This window comes from Lacisediminimonas sp. (assembly GCF_030645335.1).
Lineage (GTDB): Bacteria > Pseudomonadota > Gammaproteobacteria > Burkholderiales > Burkholderiaceae_D > Lacisediminimonas.
In genome coordinates this window covers 12,225-34,822 of sequence record NZ_JAUSNH010000139.1, presented here as the reverse complement: position 1 = coordinate 34,822, position 22,598 = coordinate 12,225, and the positions used below count along the sequence as shown (strand labels likewise).

23 protein-coding genes are annotated in these 22,598 nt (G+C 62.8%); 12 read left to right on the top strand and 11 right to left on the bottom strand.

Annotated features, from left to right (window positions below):
• The 5 genes from Q7T64_RS10200 to Q7T64_RS10180 form a co-directional block, all read right to left on the bottom strand.
• The coding region (locus Q7T64_RS10200) for a ketose-bisphosphate aldolase (RefSeq protein WP_304795161.1) at positions 1-817 on the bottom strand (817 nt) is incomplete at its 3' end.
• A 37-nt stretch (positions 818-854) separates the two neighbouring features.
• Positions 855-2,285, bottom strand: coding sequence for a pyruvate kinase (gene pyk, locus Q7T64_RS10195; RefSeq protein WP_304795158.1), 1,431 nt, complete (start codon positions 2,283-2,285; stop codon positions 855-857).
• A gap of 58 nt (positions 2,286-2,343) precedes the next feature.
• Complete coding sequence (locus Q7T64_RS10190; RefSeq protein WP_304795157.1) at positions 2,344-3,534, bottom strand: phosphoglycerate kinase; 1,191 nt, start codon at positions 3,532-3,534, stop codon at positions 2,344-2,346.
• 86 nt (positions 3,535-3,620) lie between these two features.
• On the bottom strand, positions 3,621-3,941 hold the full coding sequence (locus Q7T64_RS10185; protein WP_304795156.1) for an AzlD domain-containing protein: 321 nt from the start codon (positions 3,939-3,941) through the stop codon (positions 3,621-3,623).
• The gene (locus Q7T64_RS10180) at positions 3,938-4,699 is read right to left on the bottom strand and encodes an AzlC family ABC transporter permease (protein ID WP_304795155.1); all 762 of its coding nucleotides are present in this window, start codon (positions 4,697-4,699) and stop codon (positions 3,938-3,940) included. Before Q7T64_RS10180 ends, Q7T64_RS10185 begins: the two co-directional genes overlap by 4 nt.
• A 320-nt stretch (positions 4,700-5,019) precedes the next feature.
• On the opposite strand from Q7T64_RS10180, the gene Q7T64_RS10175 reads away from it, so the two are divergent.
• From Q7T64_RS10175 to Q7T64_RS10160, 4 genes are all read left to right on the top strand, one after another.
• On the top strand, positions 5,020-5,940 hold the full coding sequence (locus Q7T64_RS10175; RefSeq protein ID WP_304795154.1) for a branched-chain amino acid transaminase: 921 nt from the start codon (positions 5,020-5,022) through the stop codon (positions 5,938-5,940).
• A 28-nt stretch (positions 5,941-5,968) separates the two neighbouring features.
• Positions 5,969-6,193, top strand: coding sequence for a zinc-finger domain-containing protein (locus Q7T64_RS10170; RefSeq protein ID WP_304795153.1), 225 nt, complete (start codon positions 5,969-5,971; stop codon positions 6,191-6,193).
• 36 nt (positions 6,194-6,229) lie between these two features.
• Positions 6,230-7,192 (top strand): YheT family hydrolase, encoded by a 963-nt coding sequence (locus Q7T64_RS10165; RefSeq protein WP_304795151.1) that lies wholly within the window; start codon positions 6,230-6,232, stop codon positions 7,190-7,192.
• A 65-nt stretch (positions 7,193-7,257) separates the two neighbouring features.
• Positions 7,258-7,860, top strand: a complete 603-nt coding sequence (locus Q7T64_RS10160) for a DUF2946 family protein (RefSeq protein WP_304795148.1) — start codon at positions 7,258-7,260, stop codon at positions 7,858-7,860.
• Between the two features lie 18 nt (positions 7,861-7,878).
• Here the strand turns inward: Q7T64_RS10160 and Q7T64_RS10155 are convergent, their stop codons facing one another.
• Positions 7,879-9,417 carry a M48 family metalloprotease gene (locus Q7T64_RS10155; protein ID WP_370653299.1) on the bottom strand — a complete coding sequence of 513 codons (1,539 nt, stop codon included), beginning with the start codon at positions 9,415-9,417 and terminating at the stop codon, positions 7,879-7,881.
• 100 nt (positions 9,418-9,517) lie between these two features.
• Here Q7T64_RS10155 and moaC point away from each other — a divergent pair, with 100 nt between their 5' ends.
• Positions 9,518-10,015 (top strand): cyclic pyranopterin monophosphate synthase MoaC, encoded by a 498-nt coding sequence (gene moaC / locus Q7T64_RS10150; RefSeq protein WP_304795146.1) that lies wholly within the window; start codon positions 9,518-9,520, stop codon positions 10,013-10,015.
• On the opposite strand, the gene Q7T64_RS10145 is transcribed toward moaC, so the two are convergent.
• Positions 10,016-11,152: a class I SAM-dependent methyltransferase gene (locus tag Q7T64_RS10145; protein WP_304795145.1), complete on the bottom strand. Its 1,137-nt coding sequence runs from the start codon at positions 11,150-11,152 to the stop codon at positions 10,016-10,018. It lies immediately after the preceding gene.
• 92 nt (positions 11,153-11,244) lie between these two features.
• Here Q7T64_RS10145 and Q7T64_RS10140 point away from each other — a divergent pair, with 92 nt between their 5' ends.
• The 7 genes from Q7T64_RS10140 (at position 11,245) to Q7T64_RS10110 (ending at position 17,909) form a co-directional block, all read left to right on the top strand.
• The gene (locus tag Q7T64_RS10140) at positions 11,245-11,487 is read left to right on the top strand and encodes a hypothetical protein (RefSeq protein ID WP_304795144.1); all 243 of its coding nucleotides are present in this window, start codon (positions 11,245-11,247) and stop codon (positions 11,485-11,487) included.
• An 11-nt stretch (positions 11,488-11,498) separates the two neighbouring features.
• Entirely contained in the window at positions 11,499-11,726 is a 228-nt protein-coding gene (locus tag Q7T64_RS10135; RefSeq protein WP_304795143.1) for a hypothetical protein, read from the top strand.
• Positions 11,727-11,788: 62 nt separating this feature from the next.
• Complete coding sequence (locus Q7T64_RS10130) at positions 11,789-12,760, top strand: LysR family transcriptional regulator (protein WP_304795141.1); 972 nt, start codon at positions 11,789-11,791, stop codon at positions 12,758-12,760.
• Positions 12,761-12,944: 184 nt separating this feature from the next.
• Positions 12,945-13,325, top strand: coding sequence for a pyrimidine utilization protein C (gene rutC, locus Q7T64_RS10125; RefSeq protein ID WP_304795139.1), 381 nt, complete (start codon positions 12,945-12,947; stop codon positions 13,323-13,325).
• 149 nt (positions 13,326-13,474) lie between these two features.
• Positions 13,475-14,533, top strand: coding sequence for a tripartite tricarboxylate transporter substrate binding protein (locus tag Q7T64_RS10120; protein ID WP_304795136.1), 1,059 nt, complete (start codon positions 13,475-13,477; stop codon positions 14,531-14,533).
• Between the two features lie 124 nt (positions 14,534-14,657).
• Positions 14,658-15,470, top strand: coding sequence for an alpha/beta fold hydrolase (locus tag Q7T64_RS10115; RefSeq protein WP_304795134.1), 813 nt, complete (start codon positions 14,658-14,660; stop codon positions 15,468-15,470).
• Between the two features lie 222 nt (positions 15,471-15,692).
• Positions 15,693-17,909, top strand: a complete 2,217-nt coding sequence (locus Q7T64_RS10110; RefSeq protein WP_304795132.1) for an SLC26A/SulP transporter family protein — start codon at positions 15,693-15,695, stop codon at positions 17,907-17,909.
• 63 nt (positions 17,910-17,972) lie between these two features.
• On the opposite strand, the gene Q7T64_RS10105 is transcribed toward Q7T64_RS10110, so the two are convergent.
• From Q7T64_RS10105 to Q7T64_RS10090, 4 genes are all read right to left on the bottom strand, one after another.
• On the bottom strand, positions 17,973-19,160 hold the full coding sequence (locus Q7T64_RS10105; RefSeq protein WP_304795130.1) for an MFS transporter: 1,188 nt from the start codon (positions 19,158-19,160) through the stop codon (positions 17,973-17,975).
• 91 nt (positions 19,161-19,251) lie between these two features.
• Positions 19,252-20,247, bottom strand: a complete 996-nt coding sequence (locus Q7T64_RS10100; RefSeq protein WP_304795128.1) for a hypothetical protein — start codon at positions 20,245-20,247, stop codon at positions 19,252-19,254.
• A 115-nt stretch (positions 20,248-20,362) separates the two neighbouring features.
• Positions 20,363-22,072 carry a tetratricopeptide repeat protein gene (locus Q7T64_RS10095; RefSeq protein WP_304795126.1) on the bottom strand — a complete coding sequence of 570 codons (1,710 nt, stop codon included), beginning with the start codon at positions 22,070-22,072 and terminating at the stop codon, positions 20,363-20,365.
• A gap of 47 nt (positions 22,073-22,119) precedes the next feature.
• On the bottom strand, positions 22,120-22,575 hold the full coding sequence (locus tag Q7T64_RS10090; protein ID WP_304795124.1) for a prepilin-type N-terminal cleavage/methylation domain-containing protein: 456 nt from the start codon (positions 22,573-22,575) through the stop codon (positions 22,120-22,122).
• Positions 22,576-22,598 lie beyond the last annotated feature (23 nt).

Here is a 22,598-nt window from a genome sequence, read left to right as displayed (position 1 = left end):
TGCGCACGCCATGCTTGATGCCTTCCTGGATCTCGTCGACCGGCACGCCATAGGTCTCTTGCATGTCGCCGCCGAATTCCCGGATCTCGGCCAGCAGTTCCTGCGGCACCGACGATGAGCCGTGCATCACCAGGTGCGTGTTGGGGATGCGTGCGTGGATTTCCTTGATGCGGCCAATGGCCAGGATGTCGCCGGTCGGCTTGCGCGAAAACTTGTAGGCGCCGTGCGAGGTGCCGATCGCGATTGCCAGCGCGTCGCATTGCGTGCGGCTGACGAAATCGGCGGCCTGGGCAACGTCGGTGAGCAATTGCTCGCGCGTCATCGTGCCTTCGGCACCGTGGCCGTCTTCCTTGTCACCCTTCATGGTTTCCAGCGAACCGAGCACACCGAGTTCGGCTTCGACGGTGACGCCGATTGAATGCGAAAACTCGACCACCTTGCGCGACACCTCGACGTTGTACTCGTAGCTGGCGACCGACTTGCCGTCTTCATGGAGCGAGCCGTCCATCATCACCGACGAGAAGCCGGACCTGATCGCCGCCATGCAAACCGCCGGCGACTGGCCGTGGTCCTGGTGCATCACGACCGGAATATGCGGATAGGCTTCGACCGCTGCCGAGATCAGGTGCCGCAAGAAGGCTTCGCCAGCGTATTTGCGCGCGCCGGCCGAGGCTTGCATGATGACCGGCGAGTTCAGCTCGTCGGCCGCCTGCATGATCGCCGTCACCTGCTCCAGGTTGTTGACGTTGAACGCCGGCAAGCCATAGCCGTTCTCGGCGGCATGGTCGAGCAGTTGGCGCAGTGATACGAGTGCCATGTTGTGTCTCCGGATAGTGTGGAATGAATATTGGGGTTCAGTGTTCGCCGACCTTCACGATCTTCAGGGCATTGGTGCCACCGCTTTGGCCCATCTCGCCCCAGGTAACTACGATCATGTCACCTCGCTCGACAATTCCTTTAGCCAATAACAAGTCCTGTGCCTCTTTCAGTGCTTCTTCGCTCAGCATGCTTTGATTGAGCTCCATCGCGGTCACGTTGCGGTACAACGCCGCCTTGCGCGCGGTGGACTGCTTGGGCGTGAGCGCATAGATCGGCACGTCGATATTGTGCCGGCTCATCCACAGCGCGGTCGAACCGGATTCGGTCAGCGCGACGATCGCCTTGACCCGCAGGTGGTAGGCGGTGAACAGCGCGCCATAGGCAATCGACTGGTCGATGCGGCTGAAAGTCACGTTCAGGAAGTCGGCGTCGAGCTGGAAATTCTCGGACTTCTCCGCTTCGTGGCAAATGGCGGCCATTGCCTCCACGGTCTCGGTCGGATAACGGCCGGAAGCGGTCTCGGCCGATGTCATCACGGCGTCAGTGCCATCGAGTACGGCGTTGGCCACGTCCGAGACTTCCGCACGGGTCGGCACCGCATTGACGATCATCGACTCCATCATCTGGGTGGCCGTGATCGTGATCTTGTTGGAATTGCGCGCCATCCGGATCATGCGCTTTTGCAGCGCCGGCACGGCGGCATTGCCGACCTCCACCGCCAGGTCGCCGCGGGCCACCATGATGCCGTCCGAATGGTCGAGGATTTCCTGCAGCGCCGGGATCGCTTCTGCGCGTTCGATCTTGGCGATCATCAGCGGCCGATGGCCATAGGGTTCGCCGGCGATGTTGGCCAACTGGCGCGCCATCACCATGTCGGTGCCGCTCTTGGGGAAGGACACGGCGACGTAATCGGCCTTGAAGCTCATCGCCGTCTTGATGTCTTCCATGTCCTTGCCGGTCAGCGCAGCCGCGGTCAGGCCACCGCCCTGGCGATTGATGCCCTTGTTGTTGGACAATTCGCCGCCGACCCGCACCGTGGTGTGGATCTGCGATCCCTGAACGCGCTCCACCACCAGCACGATCAGGCCATCATTCAACAACAGCACGTCGCCGATCTTCAGGTCGCGCGGCAATTCCTTGTAGTCCAGGCCGACGATCTGCTGGTTGCCGGTTTCGCACTCGGCGTCCAGGATGAAGGGCTGGCCTTTTTCAAGCAGGACCTTGCCCTGCTCGAACTTGCCCACCCGAATCTTGGGGCCCTGCAGGTCCGCCATGATCGCAATTTCCCGCCCGCAGGCGGCCGCCACCTTGCGCACCAGCGTGGCGCGGTCGATATGGTCCTGTGCCTTGCCATGCGAAAAATTCAGCCGCACCACGTCTGCACCCGCCAGGATCATCCGCGTCAGCGTGATTTCGTCGCTGGACGCCGGGCCGATGGTCACCACGATTTTTGTCGCTCTTTGCATTCCAGTCCCTGTCTTTGCGCGCCTGGCCGGGCGCAACCTGCGTCCGGCCTTGATGCAATCAGCTCGCGCGTTGCTCCAGTATGTCGACCGCCGGTAAGGTCTTGCCTTCAAGGAATTCAAGGAAAGCGCCGCCACCGGTGGAGATATAGCCGATCTTGTCGGTAATGTTGTACTTGGCGACCGCCGCCAGCGTGTCGCCGCCGCCCGCGATCGAAAATGCCGGCGAATCGGCAATCGCCTCTGCCAGCACTCGCGTGCCTTCGCCGAACTGGTCGAACTCGAACACGCCCACCGGGCCGTTCCAGACAATGGTACCGGCCTTTGCCAGTTGCAGCGCAAGCATGGCGGCAGTTTGCGGACCGATATCGAGGATCAGGTCGTCCGCTTGGACATCGGCAACCAGCTTGACTGTTGCCTCGGCCTGCGCGGAAAACGCCTTGGCGCACACCACGTCGACCGGGATCGGCACCGACGCGCCGCGTTTTTTCATCAGCTCGATGATGGTGCGGGCGTCCTCGACCAGGTCGTGCTCGGCCAGCGACTTGCCGATCTGCAGCCCGGCTGCCAGCATGAAGGTATTGGCAATCCCGCCACCGACGATCAAATTGTCGACCTTGTCGGCCAGCGTGCGCAGGATGCTCAGCTTGGTCGACACCTTGGAGCCAGCCACGATGGCGACCAGAGGGCGCTTGGGCTGCAGCAGTGCGCGGCCCAGCGCATCGAGCTCGGCTGCCAGCAGCGGACCGGCGCAGGCCACCGGCGCATATTTAGCGATGCCGTGGGTGGTCGCTTCGGCGCGGTGCGCAGTGCCGAACGCGTCATTGACGTAGACGTCGCACAACAAGGCCATTTTCTGCGCCAGTTCGTCACTATTCTTTTTCTCGCCCTTGTTGGTGCGGCAGTTTTCCAGCAGCACCAGCTCGCCCGGCGCGACCGTGACGCCATCGACCCAGTCTTTGAGCAGGGGCACCGGACGGCCCAGCAGTTCGGACAAGCGCAGGGCAATCGGCGCCAGGCTGTCTTGCGGGCGCAATTCGCCCTCGCTTGGCCGGCCCAGGTGGGACGTCACCATGACTGCGGCGCCCGCTTGCAAGGCCATTGAAATTGCCGGCACCGAGGCGCGAATGCGCGTGTCCTCGGTGATATTGCCGGCATCGTCCTGCGGCACGTTGAGGTCGGCGCGGATGAATACCCGCTTGCCGCGCAATTGGCCCTGGGAGACCAGGTCGGACAGGCGCTTGAATTGCATGTTAGCTCAGGAAAATTGGACGGAAAAGCCGGTATTCTACCCCAGCGACCGACCGGAAAAACCGTTTTGTCAACGCCTGGCGGCGCTTACGCGAACAGCCGGAGCAAGGTAAATACCAGCATGCCGAACACGATGGTGCCCAGCATCCGCTTGGTCGCCACGAAGAATAGCGTCGCCGCTATACCGGCCAGAAACTTCGGGTTGGCCAGCGTCAGGCTGACCTGGCCGCCAGCCACCATCAGGTCCGGCACCACGATCGCGGCCAGCGCCGCCGCCGGCGCATAGCGCAAGCCATGCAGCAATCGCTCAGGCAGGCGCACCTCGCTGAACACGAAAAACGACGAGCGCGTCAACACGGTCGACACGCCCAGCGCAATGATGGTGGCCCAGACTTCAAAGCTGCTCATGCTTGTTTTTCCCTTTCCAGGATGCGGCGCTGCCAGGCCTCCAGCGCCATCGCCGCCGCCACGCCGCCGATCACCGCCACCAGCAGGCCCAGCCGGTAGGGCAGCGCATGCAGGGCGACCGCAATCAGGCTAGATACCGCCACGCCGGCCACCCCGGGCCGGTCGGCCACCAGCGGAATCAGCAATCCCAGCAGGGCCAGCGTACCGGCAAAACCGATGTTCCACGACGCCGGGATCAGGCCGGCCATGAAAATGCCGATGACCGCGCCGATCTGCCACACGATCCAGTTCTGGTAACCGACACCCGTGTAAAACGCGACCTTGCCAGTGGTATCGGCCAGCGTGCTGTACGGAAAGCGCTGGGTAAAGTAGGCCATCGGCACGTCGCCGTTGAGATAGCCATACAACAGACGCCGGTACCACGGCACATGCGCGAAATGGGGGCCGGCGCTGGCCGCGAAAATGATGAAGCGCACATTGACGATCATGGCCGTCACGAAAATCAGCCATACCGGTGCCGCCGCCGCAATCAGCGGCAGCGCCGCGAGTTGCGCCGAGCCGGCAAACACGATGAAGGTCATGCCCAGCGCCTGCCATGCGGTCAGGCCAGTCGAGACCATGGCCATGGATGTCACCAGCGCCCAGGCAAAAATGCCGGGCAAAGTGGGCGCACCGGCCTTGCGGCCGGCCTTGTAGGCGGCTTTCTCTATGTCTGCCGCGGAAGGGGGATTGGCAGTCGCTTCTTGTTGTCGGGTCATCTGGACTGCACGGAATTTCAATTGCCAGGCGCATGGGCCAAACCGGCCGCGGGCGGGGCAGGCGTTGGCGCCATGCCAATGTTGACCAACAGGCACCATCGGCGTGCCGGCGGGTCAACCCGGGCGCTACGGAACCCGACTATTGTAACGAGAAATGCCCGTGGCCATGCCCCGGATTGCTTGCCGGACACACCGCGCCGGCCATGCCGGCGGCCCTGGCCGCGACAACGCAAACCGATAAATGCAGACACAAGCAGGCGCAATGCGGGTCGAATCCGTTAAAATCGCTGCTTTGTATAAATACTTCGGAGAATGCAACCATGTCCATGGCTGACCGCGACGGCAAAATCTGGAAGGACGGCGCGTTAATCGACTGGCGCGACGCGACCATCCATGTCCTTACCCACAGCCTGCATTACGGCATGGCGGTATTTGAAGGCGTGCGCGCCTACAAGACAGCGGAAGGCACCGCAATTTTCAGGCTCAAGGAACACACGCAACGGTTGTTCAATTCGGCCAAGATCTTCCAGATGGCGGTTCCCTACGACATGGAAACCATCCTGGCTGCGCAAATCGCCGTGGTCAAGGCCAACCAGCTCGAATCCTGCTACCTGCGCCCGCTGATCTGGGTCGGATCGGAAAAAATGGGCGTGGCTGCCAAGGGCAACACGATCCACGTCGCCATCGCCGCCTGGCCATGGGGCGCCTACCTCGGCGAGGAAGGCATTACCAAGGGCATCCGCGTCAAGACATCGTCATTCTCCCGCCACCACGTCAATGTCTCGCTGGTGCGGGCAAAAGCGTCCGGCTACTATATCAACTCGATCCTGGCTAACCAGGAAGCGCTGGCCGATGGCTACGATGAAGCGCTGCTGCTCGACACCGACGGCTATGTGTCCGAAGGCTCCGGCGAAAACGTCTTTGTCGTGCGCAACGGCAAGCTGTACACCCCGGACCTGGCTTCCTGCCTGGACGGCATCACCCGCGATGCGGTGTTGACCATGGCGCGCGACCTCGGCATTGAAGTGATCGAAAAACGCATCACCCGCGACGAGATGTACTGTTCGGATGAAGCCTTCTTTACCGGCACCGCCGCCGAGATCACGCCGATCCGCGAACTCGACAACCGCGACATCGGCAACGGCAAGCGTGGCCCGATCACCGAAAAGCTGCAGTCGCTGTTCTTCGATGTCGTCGCCGGTCGCGCACCGCAATACCGTCACTGGCTCACCGTCGTCTGAGCCACCCAAGCATGCAAGGGACCAGGCAATGAACCAGCCAGACAAGCAGCCAAACAAGCAGCCCGCCCTGCACGACAATGTGGTCGTGCTGGGCGCCAGTGACTTGCCGGCCTTTTGCCCGAACAAGGCAATGCCGGTGTGGTCGTCCCATCCCCGGGTCTACCTCGACATGGCCGCCAATAACGAAGCCAAGTGCCCGTATTGCAGCACGGTGTACCGCCTGGCGGCAGGCGCCAAGGTGCATGGTCACTGAGCCGCGGCGTGCGCCACAAGCACCCGGCCCGGCCCATTGACAGAGCGCTACCTGCCGCCGCGCTGGCTGCCCGGCGGCCACTTGCAGACCATCATTCCCGCCACGTGCATGCGCCGCCCGCGGGTGGCGTATCGCCGTGAGCGCTGGACTGCGCCGGACCGCGATTTCATCGACGTCGATTGGCTGGACGGGCAAGCGGGCAAGCCACTGGTGGTGCTTTTCCATGGACTGGAGGGCTCTTCGCAAAGCCATTACGCCAGCGCGCTGATGTCTGTGCTGGCTGAAATGGGCTGGTCCGGTGCGGTAGCGCATTTCCGCGGATGCTCCGGCCAGGCCAATCTTGCGCCGCGCTTCTATCACTCCGGCGACGCCCCCGAAATCGACTGGCTGTTGCGGCGTTTTGCGGCTGAAAGCCGCGCCGCGGGCCATGCGCGCCTGTACGCCATCGGGGTTTCCCTGGGTGGCAATGCCTTGCTGCGCTGGCTGGGCGAGTCGCAGCACCAGGCTGAAATCGTCGATGCCGCCTGCGCCGTCTCCGCACCGCTCGACCTTGCCGCCGGCGGCGCCGCACTGTCTAGCGGCGCCAACCTGATCTACACCCGCATGTTCCTGCAGTCGCTCAAGCCCAAGTGCCTGCACAAGCTGGCGCAATTTCCCGGCTTGTTCGACCGTGACGCCATGCTTGGCGCGAGCAACCTGTACGAGTTCGACAATATCGTCACCGCACCACTGCACGGCTACCGCGACACCAACGACTACTGGGACCGGGCCAGCGCCCGCCATGTACTGCACGACATTACCCTGCCGACCCTGGTGCTGAATGCACAGAACGACCCCTTCCTGCCGGCCCGCTACCTGCCCACGTCGGCGGCGCCGCATGTCAGACTCGACTATCCGCAACATGGCGGACACGTTGGCTTTGCGCACGGCTTCTTGCCCGGCTCGCTGGAATGGCTGCCGCGCCGGCTGCTGCGCTTCCTGATCGACGCCGCCCCCTGAGCCGCTGCTACGCATGCGCTACACTGGCCGACTGATCATCAATCGCCCTGTTGCGCCCAACCTGAATGGATGAAATCGTCAAGCAGGCCATGACGAAATGGCCCGATGTGCCGCACTGCTTCGGCTGGCTGGCGCTGGACGCGCGTGGCAACTGGCGCATGCGCGACGACCGGGCGCAGGCGCTGGGACTGGCGGGCGACCACATCCGCAATGCCAGCCTGCAAAACTTCATCAACCGCAACTACCTGAGCGATGCAGCCGGCCGCTGGTATTTCCAGAACGGCCCGCAGCGCGTGTATGTCGACCTGGAAATCTGCCCCCATGTCTGCCGCACCGATCCGGCACAGGGCATGCTGCTGCACACGGGCGAGCGCATGCGCCAGCCGGACAGCGCGATGCTGAGCGTGGAAGGGGACCTGGTGTTCGGCAATAGCGACACCGGCCACTGCGCCGTGCTGGACAATCGCGATCTCGACGCCGGCCTGGCCATGCTGCGAATCGATGGCATGGCGCCGGATGAAGCCAGCCTGGCGGGGTGGATGGCCGCCGAACACGACGCGCTGCTGACGCTGGACTGGCAGGGCCGGCAACTGCCGGTGCAGCGCTGCCTGCGCGCCGAGCTGCCTATTCGTTTTCATTTCATTGCACGTCCGCGCAGCGCCGACTGAGCGCAAACGGCTTGCAGGTCAACGCAGTTCCTTTTCCTTCAGCTCTTCGATGCGCTGCGCGCGCAATTCGCGTTCACGGGCGTCAATCACCGACTGGTCGTAGAAAGACGCATCCGGTGCACGGCGCGCCATGCTCAACTGGTCCAGCGCGGCCGGTATGCCGCCACTCAACGCATACGACTCAGCCAGCGCCAGGTGCTGCAAGGCCTGCTTGCCTTGCGCCGCATACGCACGGGCCAGCTTTTGCTGCAAGCCGGGCTCCTGGCGATAAAGCTGGATCTGGTCGCGCAGATAGCGCACCGCTTCATCGTTGCGGCCCGCCAGCAGCAAGGTATCGGCATATTGCGAGGCGATGCCGCGCGAGAGGGGAAAGCGCTGGTTCGCTTGCCCAGCCAGCGCCAGCGCATCATTCGCACGCCGGTCGGCTATCGCTATTTCTATGCCGTGGCTGGCCAGCACCGTGCTGTTGGCATTGCGCTGCTGCGCCTGCGCTTCGTCGAGCAGCGCCTGTGCCCGCTTCGGATTGCCCTGGCGCAGCGCGACCATCGACAAGCCGTAGCGCGCGGCCAGCATTTGCGCCCGGCCGTGCTGCTGTAACTGGGTATCGAAATAGCGGGCAGCCTGGACCAGGCCTTCGGCGGAGGAATCTTGCAGCACACGCGCACGCGCGCGCATCAACTCGAAATCGGCACTGTCGGCAACCTGCCGGTAACGGTCCCGGCTGATGCGCGCCTGGATGTCGGCCATGCGCTCGGTCGTCAAAGGATGGGTGCGCAAATACGCCGGCGCGGTATCGGAGTAAGCCCGCCCCGAGGCTTGCAGGCGGCCGAAAAACGCCAACATGCCCGAGGTGTCAAAGCCGCCGTCGCGCAGGATCTGCAAGCCGATACGGTCCGCCTCGCGCTCTGCTTCGCGGCCAAAGTTCAGTTGCCGCTGGATCGCCAAGCCCTGCCCGCCCGCCATCGCGGCGCTGGCCAGGTCCGGACTGGTGCGCGCAGCCAGCACGGCGATCAGTACCGCGGCCAGCGGAATCAGGGAATCCTGCCGCTGGCTGCCGAGCATGCGAGCGATATGCCGCTGGGTAACGTGGCCGATTTCATGCGACAGCACCGAAGCCAGTTCGGACTCGTTCTGGGCCGCCAGAAGCAATCCGGTATGGACGCCAATGAATCCGCCGGGCATGGCAAAGGCGTTCAGCATCGGGTCGCGCACGGCGAAGAAATCGAAATCGACCACAGCGTCGCCACGCTTGTCGCGCGCATCCGGCCTGACCCCGACCAGGGTGGCGCCCAGGGTATTCAAGTATTCCTTCAAGGGCTGGTCGTCGAGATAATCACGGTCGCGCCGAAGATCGAGCATGATCCGCTCGCCGAGCCGGCGTTCCATCAGCGGCGACAGCTCGGTGCGTTCGACATCGCCCAGGTTGGGCAGGTTCTGCGCCGGCAGCGGCGGCGCCACCAGCAGCGCCGCCAGCAGCAGCGCCACCAGTCTTGGGCGGGTGCGCTGCCGGGGGGCGAGCCCATTGGATGCAGGTGTCGGGAATCGAGGTGATTTCACGATGCTATGATACCTGCGCGCGCGGCAATTGACACCCATGCCGCCGCCGCCAACACGTAACAGCAAGTATCAAAAAACACCCTCCGGACCAAGGATTATTGTGACCAGGAAAGACAGCGACGCCGCCTCCGGCCTCACGCATTTCGACGACGCCGGCCAGGCCCACATGGTCGATGTCGGCAGCAAGGCCAACACCCACCGCACGGCAATCGCCACCGGCGTGATCCGGATGAAGCCGGAGACCCTGGCCATCATTGAATCGGGCAGCGCAAAAAAAGGCGATGTGCTGGGCATTGCGCGCATTGCCGCCATCATGGCCTCCAAGCGCACCAGCGACCTGATTCCGCTTTGCCATCCGCTGGCCTTGACGCATGTCAGCGCGCAATTCGAAGTCGATACGGCGGCGTCCAGCATTCGCTGCACCGTGCGCGCTGAAACAGCCGGCAAGACTGGCGTGGAAATGGAAGCGTTGACGGCGGTGCAGGTCGGGCTACTGACGATTTACGACATGTGCAAGGCAGTGGACCGGGGGATGGTGATCGGGGATGTGAAGCTGCTGGAGAAGCATGGTGGGAAGTCGGGGGATTGGACGGCTTAATCACCGACGCCCGAGCCGCCACAGCGATGTCACCTCGGCAGCGCGCGCGGCATGCAGCAAATCACCGCCGGCGCTTGCTTTGGCATGGGTTGGCCGGGTATCGATTTTGGCTATCACTTTCAAGCCGCCGGCCTCGATCCATGCCAGCAGTTCCTCACGCGAGCGCAGGCCTAAGTGCTCGGCGAAATCGGACAGGATCAGCCATCCTTCGCCATGTTCATCGAGATGTTCCGCCAGTCCAGCGAGAAAGCCGCGCAGCATGCGGCTGTCGGGATCGTAGATTGCGGACTCTATCGGGGAGCTGGGGCGTGCCGGCAGCCACGGTGGATTGCACACAACCAGCCCGGCGCGGCCCACTGGAAACAGGTCGGTTTGTTGCAGCTCTACCTGTCCGGGCAAGCCCATGCGCGCGATATTTTCCCGTGCACAAGCGAGCGCGCGGCTGTCCTGGTCAGTGGCCACCACACGCGCCACGCCACGCATTGCCAGCACCGCCGCGAGCACGCCGGTGCCGGTCCCGATATCGAACGCGAGCTTCTTGGAAGGGAGCGGCGCCTGGGCAACCAGGTCGATATATTCACCGCGCACTGGCGAGAACACGCCGTAATGCGGATAGATGCGCGCCCCTCCCAAGGCCGCAATCTCGACGCCGTTCTTGCGCCATTCATGTGCACCGACCAGGCCGAGAACTTCGCGCAGCGACACCACCGATGCTTCGCCGGGCGCGCCGTACACTTCTTCGCAGGCCTGTCGTACGTCGGGTGCGCGACGCAGCGGAATTTTATAGCTTTCGTCGAGCGGCAATAGCAGCATCGCCAGTTTGCGGGCGCGTTGCGATTGTGCCTGCCGGTGCAGGTGAAACGCTTCGGTCATCGGCACCGGCGCTTGCGCCGGGACGGATGGCTTGACGGCTTTCCTTGGCTTGCGGTCAATGCGGCGCATCATTGCTTGCAGCAGCTGACGCGCATTCTGGAAATCACCGCGCCACAGCATCGCCGTTCCTTCGCAGGCGAAACGATAGGCGGCATCTGCAGTCAGGCGATCATCGGCGATGACGACGCGCTTGGGCGGCGCCAGCCCGGCTTCGGAGCGCCAGCGGGCAACGCAGGGCACGTCGTTTTCGCTCCAGTGGAGCATTGGAGCCGGAATATCTTGTTCTTGCATGGAATTGGAGACTTTCGCGCGGTCGTATTCGAGCGCATCATACGCGCTTGGAAGCCGGAGCCGCCATGACATACGAAGAATACCTGGATGAAGTGACAACGCTGATCACGGAGCGATACGATCTGAGCGATGAGGACGCAATCAAGCATGTGATGCGAGCGCAAGCCGCCGGCTTCTTCAGCCTGCATGATGACCTTCCGGAAATGCGCACCCATGAACGGGCTGAGCAGGACGCAAAAACCGTATTCGAGCAACGGAACAAGTCGCGCCCGCATGTGGCCCCCAAGCGGGGCGGACCGGCAAAGTAAGAAAGGCAGGCATGGCTTCCCTCGAAGATATTGTAAAAAAACAGAAGCCCGGAGCGCAGTTTGTGATCAGCGCCCAGATGCTGGGTCTGGATCCACAGGAATTTGACCCCCTCGCGCAGCGCTGGCTCGATGACGGCGGACCGGGATTCAACGTCGTCGGCGTTCCTCACAGAACCGTGGTGGAGGGGGAATTCCTTGTCAGCCGTGTGACGGTGATCAGGACGACGGCACCGTTGTAACTTTCGGTCGGGGGCCCGCTTGCCCTTTTGATGGAAGCCGGAATGAAACCAGTTAGCACTTTATGCCTCCAATAGATCTGACACGCTCCGACAAGCTCAAGGCAGCGCCACTGCAATTCACCGCGCTTCGTTACTTCCACGAGGTGGTCCAATGCGGTTCGATTCGCCAGGCGGCGGATCGCTTGTATGTGGCGCCATCCGCCGTCAGCCGGCAGATCAGCAAGATCGAGCACGAGTACGGCGCACTGCTGTTCGAGCGCACCACGCACGGCATGCACCTGACGCAGGCGGGCCAGATTCTCTGGACGCATTTGAGTACGACCTTCAAGGCATTGCAACGCGCACGCAGCGAAATCGATGACCTGAAAGGTGTGCAGCGCGGCGAGCTGACGGTGCATTGCATCGAAGGATTGATCGGCGAGCTCCTGCCGGAAGTGCTGGCCAGCTATCACGCCAAGTTCCCGAACATCACCTTCAATATCGTCGTGTCCAGCAGCGGCCGGATATTTGAAGCGCTGGCGGCAGGCGAAGCCGACATTGGCATCACGATTTTTGCCGCCGGGAAGCCCGACGTCATGCCGCTGATTTCGCATAAGGAAGCGCTGGTCGCCCTGATGTCGCCACGTCATCCGCTGGCAGGCAAGCGCTCACTGCGGTTGTCGGACCTCGCCGGGCACCGGGTCGCCATGCCGGATGCGAGCTATGCGATACGAAGGCTGCTGGACCATGTCACCAAGATCCGGGATGTTTCCCTGAACATGCTGCTGACGACCAACTCACTCGACCTGGCGCGCAGCCTGGCGCGCAAAGGCAGTGCGGTCACGATATCGCCGCGCATTTCCGCCGTGCGGGACCTGGCCACAGGCGAGCTGGTCGCTGTTCGTCTTGCCGATAGCGAGTTTGGCGATGTGCTGACCCAGGTATGCGCCAGCCGCACTCGCTCGCTCACCAGCGCCGCGCGCGAGTTCATCAACGAGTTGCAGCTCGCTTTCGATCGACTTGATTCGACCGGGCGTGATTGCGCGGCCGTGTAGCGTGCTGGCGCCCTGCCCCCGCCAAGCCCGTCATGACTGGCTTGCTTCGATCACTTGAGCCGGGCGGCGTTGCGATGCGCGCAACACGGCGGTGCTCACTTTGATCTACCGCCTGCCGTCGCTGTGCGCATAGTATTTTCTAAAGCTTCGCTTCCCGTCCATTCACGCCCTCATCGAGCCGACCATGCCAAAAGAAATCATTACTCCCGCCGGATCATCCCCCCCGCTGGCGCCTTATTCGCCGGGCGTGAAAGCCAATAATGTGGTCTATGTCTCCGGAACCTTTGCCACTGACAGCGACGGCAAAGTGGTCGGGGACGGCGATGTCCGGGTCCAGACACGCTGCGTCATCGAGACCATCAAGCGCGTGATCGAAGCCGCAGGCGGAAGCCTGGCGGATGTCACCTACAACGTCATCTTCATCAAGGACCTGTCCGACTACCAGGCGATGAACGAGGTCTACGGCGAATATTTCTCGGACCGCCCGCCTGCGCGCTATTGCATCCGGGCCGACATGGTGAAACCTGAATTCCTGGTCGAGATATCGTCGATTGCCCATATCTAGTGCGACCCTGGTGTCGATGGCGACACGTCGCTTCGACGCCAGGATCACTTTTTGCATGGAAGCGCCCGGCCCAGGGCGCGCCTGATCAAGCCCGGGCTGTTTGCGGCCCAGCCGATTCATTCTGATTTACCTACCTAGCGGAGCAAGAAATGGTCAACGACGTCGATACCGGACCGACTAAAGCGGCCGTGCCGCCCAGGGCGGCGACACGCGGTTCATCTTTAATGAGCGCCCTCTCCTGGTGCACCGGGTCATTGCTCACGCTGGCGCTGGCATCCGCGCTTCCAGCGCAGGCTGCGGGCGACGCCTACCCATCCAAAAAGCCGGTCACGATCGTGGCCGGATTTCCGGCTGGCGGCGCTGCAGACCAGTTGGCCCGTTTGTTCGCCCAGAAATTCTCCATTGCATTCAACCAGTCATTCGTCGTTGAGAACAAGGCTGGTGCAGCCGGCACGATCGGCGCTGCTTTTGTGGCACGAGCCCCGGCTGACGGCTATACGCTGTTGATGGGCGTAACGGCAAGTCAAAGCATCGCCCCCTCGATCTACAAGGGACTGTCCTACCAGCCCGAGAAGGATTTCCAGGCGGTGAGCCTGGTCGCCCAGATTCCCGTGGCGCTGGTTGTCACGTCTGCTGTCAAGGCAAAGACACCGCGCGATTTCGTCAGCGAAGCCCAAGCACGACCAAATCCGTTCAGCTTTGCATCGAGCGGCACCGGCGCCATCCCCCACCTCACCGGGGAACTGTTCCAGAAGGCGACCGGCGCAAAACTGCTGCATGTGCCCTACAAGGGCGCTGCACCGGCCATGAGCGATTTGCTGGCTGGGCGCGTGGACGTCATGTTCGACCATCTTCCTTCGGTGCTGCCGCACATCCGCTCGGGCAAGCTGCGCCCGCTGGCAATCGCGGGCGCCCAGCGTGCCAGTGCGCTTCCCGAGTTGCCGACATTGGCCGAGCTCGGCGTGCCCGGCGTTGAAGTCAGTTCCTGGTTCGGCCTGTTGGCTCCGGCCGGGACACCAATGCCGGTGGTCGAGGCGCTGCAAGCTGAAGTGGTGAAAATCCTCGCCACGCCGGAAGCAAAGGCGCAGCTCCAGGCCATCGGCGCCGATCCGGTCGGTAACAGCCCGGCGGAGTTCAGCCGGATCATCAGCGCCGACGTCAAGAAGTGGGCCGCGCTGGTGAAGGCAACGGGCGTCACTGCGTACTGAGGCCAGGCAGCAAAGCGGGAGGCCCCCGCGTGTCGGCTCCCGCTGCAAATCGGGCCAGCGGTGCTTTTTGCAGGCGGTCCGGCACGGACGAATACGTTTTTATCAGATCCAGGGAGATGGAAGTATGGCGGTGGTTCAAGCAAACGGTATCGAGCAGTTTTATGAGTGGCATGGCGACAACGCCGGCATACCGGTAGCACTGGTTGCCGGAATGGGCGGCGCCGGATCGTACTGGGGTCCGCAGATCGCTGATTTTTCCGCACGCTTTCGTGTCCTGGTCACCGACCAGCGCGGCACTGGCCGCTCTTCGCGCGTGACGGTGCAATCCATCGAGCAGTTGGCGGAGGACTTCATTGCACTATTGGATGCACTGCAAATCGAGAAGGTCCATTTTGTCGGCCACTCCACGGGCGGCGCAGTCGGTCAGGTCGTGGCCTCACGGTACCCCGGGAGGATTGCCAGCCTGGTGCTGTATGCGAGCATTGACCGGGCAGACCCGTACCGCCATCGCATCTGGAGCTTGCGCAAACGCGTGCTGCAAACCATGGGCCCCGAGGTCTACGCGCAGACGACCTCGCTTTTTTTCTACCCGCCAGAGTTCATCAATGACAACGACGAGAGCCTGCGCGCGGTGGAGGCAAAGACGGCGGCGAACGAGCTGAGTTCCGCGGAAATCATGGAGAGCCGGATCGACTCGATCCTGAAATTCGATATTTCGGCGCAGTTGGGCAAGGTGGTCGCGCCGACCCTGGTCATTTGCGCGGAAGACGACCTGTTGACCCCTGCATATTTCTCGCGACAGATAGCCGCGGCAATCCCTGGCGCCCGTCTCTATCTGTTCGACAAGGGCGGTCACGCCGTGTCGCGCAGTCGTCCGGCCGAGTTCAATGCCGTCGTATTGGAATTCTTGCGCGGCCAGGTCACCGCCGGTCGCTGAGCTTCTAGTTTCAACTTCCCTGCGATCGCTTCGCCGCCCCCCCCCCACGACCGCAACCGGGGCAGCGAAAACTTTCGCCGCGCAGGATCGCGCTTAAACCTCGTTTGGCTGATCACTTCTGTTACCTTAATGCAATTGCCAAGGTGATAAGCGGCATCCTTGCCACGTGGGCCAGTCAGGCGCAACGCGTTCCATGCCGTGATCGTTGGGGAGAAACGCTCGATGAGCGGTGTTGGTATGCACTGGCGACGCTGGAAAAACGATATTGCCGGCGGCGTGACCGCGGCACTATCGGGCTTGCCGGTCGAGTTGGTTTATGGCTTGATCGCCGTTGCGCCGCTGGGTGCGGCGTATGCCGATCACGGCCTGCGCGCCGCCATCTGGGGCTGCATCCTCGGGGGCGTCCTCGGACTCTTGCTGCGCACGACCGGCGGCATGATGACCGGTTCACGTCCGGCCACCGCCCTGCTCCTGGCTGCATTGGCCACCGACCTGCTGGACCAGGTGGACGTGCAGGCAGCGGCCGATCCGGCCGCAATGGTGTTTGGCTTGCTGTTGCTGTGCACCGTGCTGGCCGGACTGTTCCAGTTTCTATTTGGCTGGGTGCGGCTTGGCCGTGCGCTGAAGTACGTCCCTTATCCGGTGATTGCCGGCCTGATGTGCGGCGTGGGCTTGCTGATGCTGCTGTCGGCCTTGCGTCCAGCCCTGGGCATCGCCCATGGCTCGCCCTGGAACACCGCATCCGACAGTTGGCACCTGCCGAGCGTCGCCGTCACGTCGCTGACGCTGGCGCTGTGTTTCCTGGTGCCGCGCTGGACCCGGCGGGTGCCTGGCACGATAGCAGCGTTGATCGGCGGCACCCTGCTGCACCACGCGCTGGCCTTCGTGTTTGGCCCAGACATGCTCGGAACGACATCGGTCAGCGTGGTCGGTGTGTTGCCTGCATTCTCAGTGTGGCAAACCATTGCCAGCCAGGGAATGGCTGATCTGCTTGGCTGGATACCGACAGTCGCACCTTATGCGTTGGCGATCGCCGCCTTTGCCTCCCTCGAAACCTTGCTCTGCCTTGCTGCGATTGATTCCGTGACGCACGTGCGGCCCCATGCCGATCGCGAACTGCGCAGCCAGGGCTTGGCGAACCTGGTGTCCGGCGTGCTCGGCGCAACCTCCAGCACCGGCAACCTGACAAGGGTCATGACGAACCTGGCGGCGGGCGGGCGCAGTCCGCTTTCCGGCGCCGTTTGCGCCGTCGCGCTCATGCTGACCGTGATCCTGGTCGGCAACTGGATCGGGCTGGTGCCGAGCGCGGTCACCGCTGGCATCCTGCTTTTTTTCGCCTACGGCATGGTAGACGAGGGGACGCGTCGTCTGGTCGTCCAGGTGCTTCGCCAGCGCCGGCAACTGCCGCGCGCGCAGTATGACTTGCTGCTGGCGAACCTGGGCGTCATCGTGCTGGTGGCGCTGGTCGCCGTCGTGGGCGACATGCTGCAGGCGGTCGGCGCCGGCGTCGTGGCGACGATGTTCCTCTTCATCAAGGGCAGCATGAAACCGGTCATCCGGCGTATGTCGGATGCCCGGCACCATCGTTCGCTCAAGGTGCGATCGGCAGCCGACATGCAGGTGCTCGAGCACCATGGCGCGCAGATTGCGGTGATTGAAATCGAAGGACCCTTGTTCTTCGGGACTGCCGATCGCGCGGCGCGCGAAATCGAAGCGGCAACCCAACAGGCGACTTCCCTGCTGCTCGATCTCAGGCGGGTGAGCGATGTCGACACCACCGGCGCCCGCACCTTGTTGCAGGTGGCGCGCAAGTTGAACGCCATGCAGCGAAGCTTGTCGATATCCGGCGCCAACCAGCGCATCGCCGGCTTCCTGCGCGCAATGGGCCTGGAAAGCGCCATTGCACCCATGAACTGGCATCCGGACATGGATACGGCGATGGAAAGCCTGGAGGACGCCCTGCTTGCCAGACATGGCATCAAGGCTGAAGATGCCGTCGTCGATCTTTCGCAGACTGCGCTGGCTGCAGGCCTCGACAAGTCACAGACCGAGGCACTCGAGGGCTACCTCGCCCGCCATCGCTTCGCTGCCGCCGGCGTCATTTTTCGTTGCGGCGATGTCGGGGACAGCCTGTTCGTGGCCAGTGACAGCGTAGTGGATATCCTGGTGCCGATCAATGGCGGCCACCAGAAGCGCGTGGCGAGCTTTGCGCCGGGCATGGTGTTTGGCGAAATGGCGCTGCTCGAAGGCAAGCCGCGTTCTGCCGATGCGATGCTGCAGGGGCCGGGTACGGTATGGGAACTGACTCGCGAGCGCCTGGCTGAAATCGAACTGGCGCATCCGGAGATTGCGCGCCAGATCTTGCTCAATCTCAGTCGCAGCCTGGCGCTGCGGCTGCGCATGACAACGGTCGAGCTCAGGCTGGCCGTAGAGGGCTGAGGCTCCGGCACTGCCCCGGGGCGGGTTCGCGGATAGTCCGGGCAGGACCCATCCGACGCTGGCTTATTTGGGCGGTGGCTGGAACAGCATCGCGACCAGGGTCAGCGCCGCGAACCCGGCGCCGGCATAGAACGTGAACGCAGACCCCAGACTATCCCATAGCAGGCCGGCAATCACGCTCGACAGCAGCATGGCGATGCCGCTGGCGAGATTGAAGAAGCCAAACGCGGTTCCGCGCAAATCTTCCGGCGCCACATCGGCCACCATGGCCGACAGCAGGCCCTGCGTCATGCCCATATGCACCCCCCACAGCGCAACCCCCAGGCCGAGCATGGTCCAGTTACTGGCCAGCGCCAGCGCCAGGTCCGAGGCGATCAGCATCAGCAAACCGGCTGCCAGCAGCGCGCGGTGGCTGACCGAGTCGGAGAGCTTGCCGAATGGATAGGCGCTCAGCGCATACACCAGGCTCATGGCCACCATCACCAGCGGCACCCAGGCAACCGGCACACCGGCCTGGGATGCGCGCAGCACCAGGAAGGCTTCACTGAAGCGGGCCAGCGTGAATACTGCGCCGACAGCGACAATCCACCAGTACCGGGCGCCGAGCCTGGCTAGCGCCTCGCGGCGGATCGGGTTCACGGCCTGGTGCGTGCGTACGCGCTCGGGCTCCTTGATGCCGAACAGCAGCAGCAACACGGCCAGCACGCCGGGAATGACCGCCACCCAGAAAACCGCCCTGAAGTCGTTGGCCCACAGCAGCATCAAGCCGGTGGCAAGCAGCGGGCCAGTGAAGCCACCGACCGTATCCAGCGATTGCCGCAAACCGAATGCCGCGCCGCGGATGCCGGGTGGGGTGATGTCGGCCATCAGCGCATCGCGCGGCGCGCCGCGGATGCCTTTGCCGACACGATCGATCAGCCTGGCGGCAATCACGACGCCGGCGCCATTGGCCAGCGCAAAGAACGGCTTGGTGAGCGCGCCCATCGCATAGCCGAGCACGACCAGGCCCTTGCGGCGCCCCAGGTAGTCGCTCAACATGCCCGAAAAAACTTTCGAGATCAGCGCGGTGGACTCGGCCAGGCCTTCGATGATGCCCACAGCCAGCACGCTGACACCGAGTGTGCCGACCAGGAACAGGGGCAGCAGGCTGTGGATCATTTCCGAAGAAATGTCCATCAGCATGCTCACGCAGCCGAGCACCCACACGCCTGCCGGCATGCGGACATCACTGATGACTCGTTTATTTTGCATTGCCCATTATCCAGTCCAGGACAGGCTGCGATTTGCGTGACCACAAATCGGCCTGCCGGGTTCAGTTCATCAGGTTCCAGCGGCGGCCTGCCTACCTGCCCAGTGCTCCGATCGTCTGCAGGAAAGCCTGCAAATCCCGTTGCTGTGCCTGCGCAGAAAATGTGCGCGCCAGGCGCAAGCGGGCGGCGTCGGCGGCTTGCTCGTCAATCGAGTCACAATGCGCGACCAGCTTCAGCACCCCTTGCGTCAGGCCGGCTATATCTCCCTGGTGCACCTCGGTAAAAAGTACCGGGTCCCAAAACTCCTTGCCCGCTTCCCCGGTATAACCGATCACCTGGTTGCCCGCCAGCGCCGCTTCGATCGGCGGCAAGCCCAGTCCTTCCATATAGCTGAAGGAGACAAACACTTTCGACCTTCCCAACAATTCGGCCACGCCAGCCTCATCGAGTCCGTCGATGGCCTGCAAGCGCCAATCCGGCGGCAGCTTGCCCTGCAAGAAAAACCTGAAGGCCGCCGAATGCTCGGCAAGCTTGCGCGGCATGTAGGTGATCAGGTTTTCCTTGTGCACCGCTGGCTTGAACCTGGCGGCATCGACGAACAGATGGATGCGCTGGATTTTTTCCCGCGCATGCGGGAATGCCATCGCGATGCAGTTGGAAGTGTCTTCCGAGACCGATAGGATCACTTTGGCGTTGCGGTACGCAAGCTCCAGGTCTTCCCGCTTGCCGTTGCCGACCAGGTAGCCGTTCTGCACGAAGATCGCATACGGCACGCCCAACCGCGCCAGCTGCACGCCGTACTTGCGCACCCATAGTTCGGGGATCACCACGAAGTCATGAGCCGGATCGAACTGGTCCGTAATCTTCGACAAGCTCGGCTTGCCTGCCCATTGCAGGCCGAACCAGGTCTTGCGGAATTTGACGTTCGCATCGAACCAGGTGCAGCGAAAGCCGGGATGGTTTGGATGGAGGACGAAGGCCTCGCTGCCGGGTCCGACCAGGGTGTCGGACAGCTCTGCCAGTTTGTAAATGACCTTGATGCCGCCGACGGGGCGGCGGTTGGCGTGGCAGAGATAGAGGAGGTTCATCAAGCGAAGAACAGGTTGGGCCGGGGGGCTATTATCCATCATCCATATTAACTGCCAGGCTTTCGTGCACTGTCGGGATGGTCGTGGACAGTGCCGCACGCGCTGGTATTGCGGCTCACTCGCGCTGTCGGACGCCTGGCTGCTTGCCCTTTACCTGCATGCTGGCCGACGCCAGGCAGGCAAGCATGTGCTGCGCCGCGCAGGCTGCAGCCATGTCCTCGCGCGATTCGCGCATCTGGCCGAGTCGCGCCAGCGCAATGGCGCGCGCATACAGCAGCACTGCATTGCCAGGCTGTTGCGTGAGGCCTTGCCGAAAGGCAGTCTCTGCCTTGCTGAAATCATTATTGGCGAAATGCGCATAGCCGAGCGCCTGCTGCACCTGGAACAGTTCGGGCCTGAGCCGGGCAACGCGGTTGAGGTCGGATATCGCATCTGCCGGGCGGCCGGCGACCAGCGCTGCATTGGCGCGGTTGTAAAGGATGCGGTCCGCGCCAGGCACGGCATCGCCATCCAGCATCCTTGCTGCGTCATCCCAAAGCCGCCAGGTGTCGGACGCGACATCGAGCCGATTGCGCGTTGCAGGCACCAAGACAGCCAGCAAGACCAGCAGCACACCAAGCCGGACCCAGGGCCGGGACCATCCGCGCTTGGCCAGCACTTGTTGCAGCCGGACCATCAGCAGCGCTGCGAGCAGCATCAGGCCCGACATCCACAGATAGCTGCGGTAAAGGACGAAAGCTTCCTGCACCCGGACGGCCGAAAACTCGACCAGGAACATCAGCCAGGGGGACAACAAGCCAAAGCCGGCCAGCGCGACTGTGCCGCGGGCAAACAGCATGCGCATCGCTACGCCGCCGTAAAGCAGGAAAGCGAGTGCGCCGGCCCATGCCTGCCATTGCGTCAGGCTGTTGAGGAATACGGATCGCATGTCGACCGACATCCAGGCCGGGTTCGGCATCAGCCAGAGCATCAGGTACTTGAAGTAAAGGCCGGCCTGGGTAACGATGCTCAATGGATGGCTTAGCTGAACATCCGGCACACCGCTTTGTGCGAAGGCATGCGCTGCCATCGGTTCATAGGTCGTGCCAACGACGCCGCGCACACGCAACGCAACAAGCACCGCCACGACGCCCATGGATAGCGCCGTCACGAGCAATGGCAACAGCAAGGCAGGTAATGTGGCGGGCAAAACAGCGCGCAGGCGTGCCCGCATCAACACAGTGATGGCAGCGATCAACAGTGCCACGGACACCGCGTGTTCTTTCGAAAAGCAGGCGAAAAAATAGGCCAGTACCGTCAGGACCAACCAGCGCCGCTTGCCTGTGACCAGGGCATTCAGATAGGCCCATTGCGACAGCAGCGCAAACAATGTCGCCATCACGATGCTGCGCTGGATGATGTAGCCGGCGGCATAGCTGGCCACCGGGTGCAGGGCGAACAGCAAGGCCGCAGCGGCAGCGGCAAAGTCGAGCGTTCCTTGCTGCGTGCGTTGATCGCAAGTGTGCCGCAACAAGCTGCGCAGGAAGACGAACAGCGCGATGGCGGTGGCCGCGTGCAATACCGCATCGACCAGGCGATAAGCATGGGGAAGGTCGCTGCCGAACCATTGCAGTGTCAACAGCAGACTGTTGTAGGGCGTTGCCCGCGGCTTCAGCAGGTCGCTGTACACCCCGTATGGATAGCGCACGCTGCTGAAGAAGGCGATGTCGTCAAAGAAAAACGGATTGGCAAGATACGGAAGGTACAGCGCCAGCACAGCGCCGATCAGCAACAGGCAATAGCCGCGATTGCGATCTTTCAGCCAGGCCAGGAAGTGTGTGTGCATTGGGAATAAAAAAAGCCCCTCCGAGGAGGGGCTTGTGAAACGCTAGATCAGTTCCACTTGGCGACGATGCCAGGTATTGGCGCAGCGCAGGTAGTGGCCACAGCCCAGGTCACGGCCGTGGTGCCGATGGCTGGCGTGAAGGTGATGGTACAGGCGGTGCCACTGACTGCTGCGGCAACGTTGGCCGTGATCACACCGGCAGTGCTGAGTCCAACGCTGCTGACTTCAGTAGTTGCCGTCGGTGCAGCCGACAGGCCCAGCGATGTCCAGTTGTCGGCCGAAGCCAGTGCGATGGTGCCGCCATTTTCCTGTGCATATTGCGCAACTGCGGTCTGGACTGCCTTGACAGCCGAAGCGACCTTGGCGACTTTTGCCTTGGTTACATAGTCCTGGTACGCCGGGATGGCGACAGCAGCCAGGATACCGATGATCGCGACAACGATCATCAATTCAATCAGCGTAAAGCCCTTTTGTACACGTTTGATCATTTTTACGGATTGCATTTGAATCTCCCTTGATATGGACA

Coding starts and splice junctions, on each gene's coding strand:
- pyk (WP_304795158.1), bottom strand. CDS start 2,285: ATGCAAAGAGCGACAAAAATCGTGGTGACCATCGGCCCGGCGTCCAGC.
- Q7T64_RS10190 (WP_304795157.1), bottom strand. CDS start 3,534: ATGCAATTCAAGCGCCTGTCCGACCTGGTCTCCCAGGGCCAATTGCGC.
- Q7T64_RS10185 (WP_304795156.1), bottom strand. CDS start 3,941: ATGAGCAGCTTTGAAGTCTGGGCCACCATCATTGCGCTGGGCGTGTCG.
- Q7T64_RS10180 (WP_304795155.1), bottom strand. CDS start 4,699: ATGACCCGACAACAAGAAGCGACTGCCAATCCCCCTTCCGCGGCAGAC.
- Q7T64_RS10175 (WP_304795154.1), top strand. CDS start 5,020: ATGTCCATGGCTGACCGCGACGGCAAAATCTGGAAGGACGGCGCGTTA.
- Q7T64_RS10170 (WP_304795153.1), top strand. CDS start 5,969: ATGAACCAGCCAGACAAGCAGCCAAACAAGCAGCCCGCCCTGCACGAC.
- Q7T64_RS10160 (WP_304795148.1), top strand. CDS start 7,258: ATGGATGAAATCGTCAAGCAGGCCATGACGAAATGGCCCGATGTGCCG.
- Q7T64_RS10145 (WP_304795145.1), bottom strand. CDS start 11,152: ATGCTCCACTGGAGCGAAAACGACGTGCCCTGCGTTGCCCGCTGGCGC.
- Q7T64_RS10140 (WP_304795144.1), top strand. CDS start 11,245: ATGACATACGAAGAATACCTGGATGAAGTGACAACGCTGATCACGGAG.
- Q7T64_RS10135 (WP_304795143.1), top strand. CDS start 11,499: ATGGCTTCCCTCGAAGATATTGTAAAAAAACAGAAGCCCGGAGCGCAG.
- Q7T64_RS10130 (WP_304795141.1), top strand. CDS start 11,789: ATGCCTCCAATAGATCTGACACGCTCCGACAAGCTCAAGGCAGCGCCA.
- rutC (WP_304795139.1), top strand. CDS start 12,945: ATGCCAAAAGAAATCATTACTCCCGCCGGATCATCCCCCCCGCTGGCG.
- Q7T64_RS10120 (WP_304795136.1), top strand. CDS start 13,475: ATGGTCAACGACGTCGATACCGGACCGACTAAAGCGGCCGTGCCGCCC.
- Q7T64_RS10115 (WP_304795134.1), top strand. CDS start 14,658: ATGGCGGTGGTTCAAGCAAACGGTATCGAGCAGTTTTATGAGTGGCAT.
- Q7T64_RS10110 (WP_304795132.1), top strand. CDS start 15,693: ATGAGCGGTGTTGGTATGCACTGGCGACGCTGGAAAAACGATATTGCC.
- Q7T64_RS10105 (WP_304795130.1), bottom strand. CDS start 19,160: ATGCAAAATAAACGAGTCATCAGTGATGTCCGCATGCCGGCAGGCGTG.
- Q7T64_RS10100 (WP_304795128.1), bottom strand. CDS start 20,247: ATGAACCTCCTCTATCTCTGCCACGCCAACCGCCGCCCCGTCGGCGGC.
- Q7T64_RS10095 (WP_304795126.1), bottom strand. CDS start 22,072: ATGCACACACACTTCCTGGCCTGGCTGAAAGATCGCAATCGCGGCTAT.
- Q7T64_RS10090 (WP_304795124.1), bottom strand. CDS start 22,575: ATGCAATCCGTAAAAATGATCAAACGTGTACAAAAGGGCTTTACGCTG.